6 protein-coding genes are annotated in these 7,444 nt (G+C 70.7%); all 6 read right to left on the reverse strand.

Features of this window, described 5'->3' with window-relative positions:
- Window positions 1-906: PucR family transcriptional regulator (locus I0Q12_RS00595; RefSeq protein WP_231609770.1), on the reverse strand; the 906-nt coding region annotated here is incomplete at its 3' end.
- 177 nt (window positions 907-1,083) lie between these two features.
- Window positions 1,084-2,514: an acyl-CoA synthetase gene (locus I0Q12_RS00600; protein WP_197250107.1), complete on the reverse strand. Its 1,431-nt coding sequence runs from the start codon at window positions 2,512-2,514 to the stop codon at window positions 1,084-1,086.
- A 27-nt stretch (window positions 2,515-2,541) separates the two neighbouring features.
- Window positions 2,542-3,216: a rhomboid family intramembrane serine protease gene (locus I0Q12_RS00605; protein WP_197250108.1), complete on the reverse strand. Its 675-nt coding sequence runs from the start codon at window positions 3,214-3,216 to the stop codon at window positions 2,542-2,544.
- Window positions 3,217-3,266: 50 nt separating this feature from the next.
- Complete coding sequence (gene dapC, locus I0Q12_RS00610) at window positions 3,267-4,376, reverse strand: succinyldiaminopimelate transaminase (RefSeq protein WP_248676139.1); 1,110 nt, start codon at window positions 4,374-4,376, stop codon at window positions 3,267-3,269.
- Window positions 4,377-4,389: 13 nt separating this feature from the next.
- Window positions 4,390-4,713 carry a ferredoxin gene (gene fdxA, locus I0Q12_RS00615; protein ID WP_197250109.1) on the reverse strand — a complete coding sequence of 108 codons (324 nt, stop codon included), beginning with the start codon at window positions 4,711-4,713 and terminating at the stop codon, window positions 4,390-4,392.
- 168 nt (window positions 4,714-4,881) lie between these two features.
- A partial coding sequence (locus I0Q12_RS00620) for a bifunctional FO biosynthesis protein CofGH (RefSeq protein WP_374068487.1) occupies window positions 4,882-7,444 on the reverse strand: 2,563 nt, incomplete at its 5' end.

Here is a 7,444-nt window from a genome sequence, read left to right on the forward strand (position 1 = left end):
GCCGAGCTGACGAACCAGATCGAGCAGTTCGTGGGCCTGCTGCGCTCCGGTCGGCACCTCGGAGACCGTCGCGTGGACCACCACGATCGTCACCGACACCCCGGCGACCGTCTCGATGCGCTCGCGCAGCATCGCGATCGAGTCGTCGCTGCGGGCGCCCGCGAGCAACACCGTGCCGCCTTCCGGACCGAGCAGCGCCAGCTGCCGCCCCTCGCAGGCCGCTTCCAGTTCGACCTCGACGCGACGGAGGGTGCGGCGGGCGACGACGTCCTGCCGCACGTGCGGATTGCGGGTGTCGGGATGGCGGGCCAGCGCCAGACCCAGCACCGTGTACCCGTCGGCCAGCTCGAGCCCGGACCGCCGCGCGACCGCGGCGGCGTCCTGGCCGCTCAGCAGGGCGGTGACCAGTTCCTGCGCGGCGACGTCCCGTTCCCGCTTGATCGCGTCGAGTTCGGCGACGAAACCGGTGGTGGCGGCGACGGTGACGCGCTCGAGCAGCGCCATCCACAGCCGGGACGCGGCGGCGATGGACTCGATGTCGCCCTCACCTGCGCGTTCGGTCACCAGTTCCCAGCCGAGGCGGATTCCCTCGTGGTAGATGCGCAGCATGTATTCGAGCCGGAAACCGGCGCGCGCCCACTGCGCGGCGCTGCTGCGCAGCTCGGCCAGGTCGGCGTCCGACGGCAGCTCACCCGCGTCGAGCAGGTGGATCGCGATGCGCAGGCATCGGACGGTGACCTCGGTGACGTCACCGCGCAGCGACTCCCCCGGCCGCAACGAGCACGGCGCGACGTGGTCGGCGAAGTGCGCGACGAGTTTGCGGGCCACCGCCGGCAGATCACGAAGCGGTACCGACGCCGGCTTTCCGTCGACGACGAATGCGGGCTCCCCACCCCCCGGAACCATCGGATGCACGTGATCTGTCCGCACGTGATCGGTCACAGACATGTTTCAACCCCCCAATGAGTAGACGCACCTACTGTGCAGAAAACAATCCGCCTTCGGGGGCGGAATGCGCAACCCCAAGTCACAGATTTCTCGCGAACTCCGCCCGGCGGGGCCCATCCACCCCGCCGGCGGCTCCTATCCGAGCAGCAGCTTCTTCTGCACCTTCCCCATCGCGTTGCGGGGAAGGTCCTGCACCACCCGCACCTCCCGGGGACGTTTGTGCACCGAAAGCTGCTGTGCCACAAGGTTGACGAGTTCTTCCTCGTCGACCTCCGGACCGCCCGGACGCGGCACGACGAACGCGACGATGCGCTGCCCCAGATCGTCGTCGGGCACTCCGACGACGGCGACCTCCCGCACCGCGGGATGCCCGAGGAGGACGGTTTCGATCTCCCCCGCACCCACCCGGAACCCGCCGGACTTGATCAGGTCGGTCGATTCGCGGCCGACGATCCGGTGGAATCCGCCGGGATCGATCACGGCGACGTCACCGGTGACGAACCAGCCGTCGTCGGTCCGTGATTCCGCGGTCGCGTCCGGGCGGTTGAGATAGCCGTCGAACAGCATCGGCCCGCGAACCTGCAGCACACCGATACTCTCGCCGTCGTGCGGCATGTCGGCGCCGTGTTCGTCCCGCAGCCGGGTCTCCACGCCGCGCACCGGTGTGCCGACCCACCCCGGCCGGCGTTCCCCGTCGGCGCGGGTGCTCAGCGTCAGCATGGTCTCGCTCATCCCGTACCGCTCGATCGGCGTGAGGCCGGTCAGCTCGCGCAGCCGCTCGAACACCGGCACCGGCAGCGGGGCACTCCCGGACACCAGCAGCCGCGCGCCCCTCAGCGCCCGCGCCGACGCCTCGTCCTCGACGACCCGCGACCACACCGTCGGCACCCCGAAGTACAGCGTGCCCCGGGCCTCGGCGTACGCCTGCGGTGTCGGCTTGCCGGTGTGGATCAGCCGGCTGCCCACCCGCAGGGGCCCGAGGACACCGAGGATCAGGCCGTGCACGTGGAACAGGGGAAGCCCGTGCACCAGGATGTCGCGGCTCGTCCAGTCCCACGCCTCGGCGAGCGCATCGATGCCCGCGGCGATCGCGCGGCGGCTCAGCAGCACACCCTTCGGAGCTCCCGTCGTGCCCGAGGTGTAGAGCACGAACGCGATGCGCGCCGGATCCGGTTCGGGCAACGCGTGCCAGTCCCGCGCGTGCAGTCGCACCGCGATCACCGGCAGTTGCGGGACGGCGTCGTCCGATTCGGGTGCCGCTCCCAGCCAGGCCTGGGCGCCGGAATCGTTCAGGATGTGCGCCCGCTCGGCCGGACCGGAATCCGGCGGCACCGGAACGACGGTGACACCCGCGAGCAGCGCGCCGACGACCGCGACGATCGTCGACGCCGTCGGGGTCGCGAGCACCGCGACCCGCTCGGCCCGCGCGACGCGCGCCGCAACGGCGGTCGCGGCACCGAGGAGATCGCTCCGGGACAGGGTGTGCCCGTCGATCCGGACGGCGTCGGGCACGTCGTCGCCGCGCGCGACGGCGAGGGGATTCAGTGAGGACAGGAGTGCAGACACGGCATCACCTTCCCACAGACCGCATCCTCAGGTCCCGACCGCCGCGGCCGACACCGGTCGGGTCGGCGGCATCACGGTGCCGAGGACCGCGCCGAGCAGCATGCCGCACAGCACCGCCACACCGTGTGCGTCGTCGATCAACAGCAGCAACGCGCCGATCGCGAGAATCGCCAGGGACACAGCCAGTTCGAGGCGGCGGGCACCCATCGACAACCAGAGTCCGGCGGTCGCCGCGGCCAGGGCGAATGCCGCCGCGGAACAGCCGGCACCGGCGGACGGCGACACGAACGAGGTGAACAATCCCCACATCAGCTGTCCGCCGGCGAACAAGGCGAGCGCACGGCCCGGTCCCCACACGCGCACACCCGCGACCGCGAGCACGGCGAGCAGCACCAGGTTCGCCACGATGGCGGCCGCTCCCCCGTCCTGGACGAGCACCGACGTGCCGATCCGCCACCATTCGCCGTCGTTGCGGATCTGCACCGGGTTGCGCCGGAACATCTCGTCGAGCGCGGGCACGGCGACCCGCAGCAGGGACGGCACGGCCACTATCAGCCACAGCACGGTCGCGGCGAGGGGCGGGGGCCACAGGAACGTCCCGAGGTCGCGGGCACGGGCCCAGCGAAGCGCAAGCAGCGTCGCCAGCACGGCGAACAGGACATACAACACCGCCGATCGCGGATCGTCGCCCGATGTGCTCACGGACGCCAATCTACCTGCGTACGACCGGTTTCTCGGGTTACCGAGCCCGATCAGCCGAGTCGGGACGCGGCCGCGGCGATCCTCTCGTCCGTCGCGGTCAGCGCGATCCGCACGTGCTGCACACCACCGGGACCGTAGAACTCGCCCGGTGCCACCAGGATTCCGCGTTCGGCGAACCAGTCGACGGTCGCGCGGCACTCCTCGCCGCGCGTCGCCCACAGGTAGAGCCCGGCCTCGGAATGGTCGACGGTGAAGCCGGCGCCGCGGATCGCTGCGAGCAGCACCTCGCGCCGCGCGCGGTACCGCTCGCGCTGGATGTTCTCGTGCTCGTCGTCGAGCAGCGCCGCGGTCATCGCGGACTGGATGGGCAGCGGCAGCATCATGCCGGAGTGCTTGCGCACCTCGAGCAGGTCCGCGACCAGTTCGGCGTCACCGGTGACGAACCCGGCGCGGTAGCTGGCGAGGTTCGAGGTCTTCGACAGCGAGTGCACGGCCAGCAGGCCGGTGTGGTCGCCGTCGCACACGCTCGGGTGCAGGATCGACAGCGCTTCGCCTTCCCAGGTCAGCCCCAGGTAGCACTCGTCGGACACGACGACGGCGCCGCGGCTGCGGGCCCAGTCGACGACCTTGCGCAGGTGCTCGAGGCCGAGCACCTTGCCGGTCGGGTTCGACGGGGAGTTCACGAACACCAGCGCCGCGCCCTCGGGGCCGAGTCGGTTGAGGCCGTCGGCGCGGATCAGCCGCGCGCCGGCGAGCAGACCGCCGACCTCGTAGGTCGGGTAGGCCAGTTCGGGGATGACGACGAGATCGTCGGCGCCGAGACCGAGCAGGGTCGGCAGCCACGCGATCATTTCCTTGGTACCGATCGCCGGCAGGATCGACGACTCGGCGAGGCCGGTGATGCCGTAACGGCGTGCGAGCGCGCCGACGGCGGCGGACCGCAGTTCGGCGGTGCCGTGGGTCGTGGGATAGCCCGGCTCCTCCGCGACCGCGACGAGTGCCTCGCGGATCACCGGGGCGACCGGATCGACGGGGGTTCCGACCGAGAGGTTGACGATCCCGTCGGGATGCGCCGACGCCTTCTCCTTGGCGTCGGTCAGCGAGTCCCAGGGGAAGTCCGGCAGTGATTTCGCCACCGAACGACGTGCACGTGTGGTCACCGTGGAGGTCAACTCATTCCTCGCCCATGGGAGGAAGCGCCTTGACGAACGGCGGGTCGTAGTCGACCTTGCCGAGCTTGGCAGCGCCACCGGGGGAACCCAGATCGTCGAAGAAGTCGACGTTCGCCTTCACGTAGGCGGACCACTCGTCCGGCACGTCGTCCTCGTAGAAGATCGCCTCGACGGGGCAGACCGGCTCGCACGCACCGCAGTCGACGCACTCGTCGGGGTGGATGTACAGCATGCGACCGCCCTCGTAGATGCAGTCGACGGGGCATTCCTCGATACATGCCTTGTCCATCACGTCCACGCACGGCTCCGCAATCGTGTACGTCACTGCTGTTCTACCTGCCTTTCACTATGCCCGCCGACCTGCGCGGTCCCGCCCGAATCGGCCACCCGCGGCGACCGACGCCGTCCAGTATCCCCCGCCGGGCGGGGACCCCGACGAATTAGGGTGCCCTGACCTGCTGGAGGACCGGTGCGGATGTCCCGGCCGCCGCCGTCAGGCGACGGTCACCCCGATGTCGCGACGCGCGTACGCGGTAGTGCGCTGACGGGCCGGACGGCCGATGCCCTCGGCGATCGCGACCAGCTCGGCGACGGTCTTCTCCGATCCGTGCTGCGATCCCGCCATCCGGGAGATGGTCTCCTCCATCAGGGTGCCGCCCAGGTCGTTGGCGCCACCCTGCAGCATCGCCTGCGTCCCGGCGACCCCGAGCTTGACCCAGCTGGTCTGGATGTTGTCGATCCGCCCGTGCAGCATGATCCGCGCCAGCGCGTGCGCGGCGCGGTTGTCGCGCATCGTCGGACCCGGCCGGGACGCGCCCGCGAGGTACAGCGGCGACGACTGGTGCACGAACGGCAGCAGCACGAATTCGGTGAAACCACCTGTGCGGTCCTGGATTCCGCGCAGCACGTTCAGGTGTCCGACCCAGTGGTGCGGCTGGTCGACGTGCCCGTACATCATCGTCGAGCTCGACCGCAGCCCCACCTCGTGCGCGGTCGTCACGACGTCGATCCACTCGGCGGTGGGCAGCTTGCCCTTGGTGAGCACCCAGCGCACCTCGTCGTCGAGGATCTCGGCGGCGGTGCCCGGGATGGTGTCCAGGCCGGCCTCGCGCAGTTCGATCAGCCAGTCGCGGGTGGAGATGCCGCTGCGCGCGACGCCGTTGGCGATCTCCATCGGCGAGAACGCGTGCACGTGCATCGTCGGGACCCGCTCCTTGACCGCGCGCACCAGGTCCGCGTAGCCGGTGACCGGCAGTTCCGGATCGATGCCACCCTGCATGCACACCTCGGTGGCACCGGCGACGTGCGCCTCCCACGCCCGGTCCGCGACTTCGCTCGTGGACAGGGTGAACGCGTCGGCGTCGCCCTTGCGCTGCGCGAACGCGCAGAACCGGCAGCCGGTGTAGCAGATGTTGGTGAAGTTGATGTTCCGGTTCACCACGTTCACGTCGTCGCCGACGGTGTCGCGGCGCAGGGCGTCGGCGAGGGCGACGACCGCCTCGAGACCCGGACCGTCGGCGGTCGCCAGCGCCAGGTATTCGGCGTCGGAGCAGCCGGCGGGGTCGCGTTCCGCCGAACGCAGGGCCGCCAGCACATCGGTGTCGACCCGCACGGGAGCGCTCGCACCGAGGGCGAGGACCTGCTCGCGGACGGTTTCCCAGTCACCGAAGGCGCTGCCCAGGTCGGAGCGGTGCTCGGTGTTGCGGCCGGTGACGTCGATGTCGGAGTTCAGGTCGATGCGTCCGGACGACTCCCAGTCGATGTCCGGTTCCTGCCAGGGCAGCCCGGACGGGATCACGTCGGCGGCGAGCCCGGTCTGCGGGTCGGACAGCGCCCGCACGTGGGCCGCGATCCGCGGGTCGATCCACGGCTGACCGGCCAGCACGTACTGCGGTTGCGCGGCGATCCGTTCGGTGAGGGTGAATCCGGCGTCCGCGCTGATCTGCGCGAGCGTGTCCAGGTTCGGCCACGGCCGCTCGGGGTTGACGTGGTCGGGGGTCAGCGGCGAGACGCCACCCCAGTCGTCGACGCCGGCGGCGAGCAAGGCGCGGCACTCGTCGTGCGAAACGAGGTTCGGGGGCGCCTGGATGCGCATGCCGGGGCCGAGCACCAGGCGGGCCACGGCGATCGCGGCCCGGAACTCGTCGAGATCGGCGTCGTCGTGACCCCGCATGGCGGTGTCGTCCTTGGCCCGGAAGTTCTGCACGATGACTTCCTGGATGTGACCGAACGCCTTGTGCGACTTGCGGATCGCGGCGATCGACTCGGCCCGTTCGGTGAACGTCTCGCCGATGCCGACGAGGATGCCGGTGGTGAACGGCACCGAGAGCCGTCCGGCGTCGGTGAGCACCCGCAGACGCACCTGCGGGTCCTTGTCCGGGCTGCCGTGGTGGCACTGCCCCTTCTCGGTGAACAACCGCTCGGAGGTCGTCTCGAGCATCATGCCCATCGACGGCGCGACCGGCTTGAGCCGGGAGATCTCCGCCCAGCTCATCACGCCCGGGTTCAGGTGCGGCAGCAGGCCGGTCTCCTCGAGCACCCGGATCGCCATCGCCCGCACGTAGTCGAGGGTCGAATCGTAGCCGCGCTCGTCGAGCCACTGCCGGGCCTCGGGCCACCGGTCCTCGGGCCGGTCACCGAGCGTGAACAGCGCTTCCTTGCAGCCGAGTTCGGCGCCCTGCCGCGCGATCTCCAGGATCTCGTCGGGTTCGAGGTACATACCCCGACCCTCCGCCCGCAGCTTGCCGGGCACGGTGACGAACGTGCAGTAGTGGCACTTGTCCCGGCACAGCCGGGTGATCGGCACGAACACCTTCCGCGAATACGTGACGGTGCCGGGACGTCCCTCCGCGGCCAGACCCGCATCCCGCACCCGCGCCGCGGACGCGCACAGGTCCTCGAGATCCGCGCCGCGGGCCTGCAGCAGGACGGCGGCCTCGTCGACATTGAGCGTCACGCCGTCGCGGGCCCGGCGCAACGCTCGCCTCATCCCCGGCACAGCCTGCGCCTCGGTCCGCCCGGCGGCGCCGGGTCGGACCGAGGGCATGGGAAGGTTC

It is taken from the genome of Rhodococcus sp. CX (assembly GCF_015865005.1).
Lineage (GTDB): Bacteria > Actinomycetota > Actinomycetes > Mycobacteriales > Mycobacteriaceae > Rhodococcus.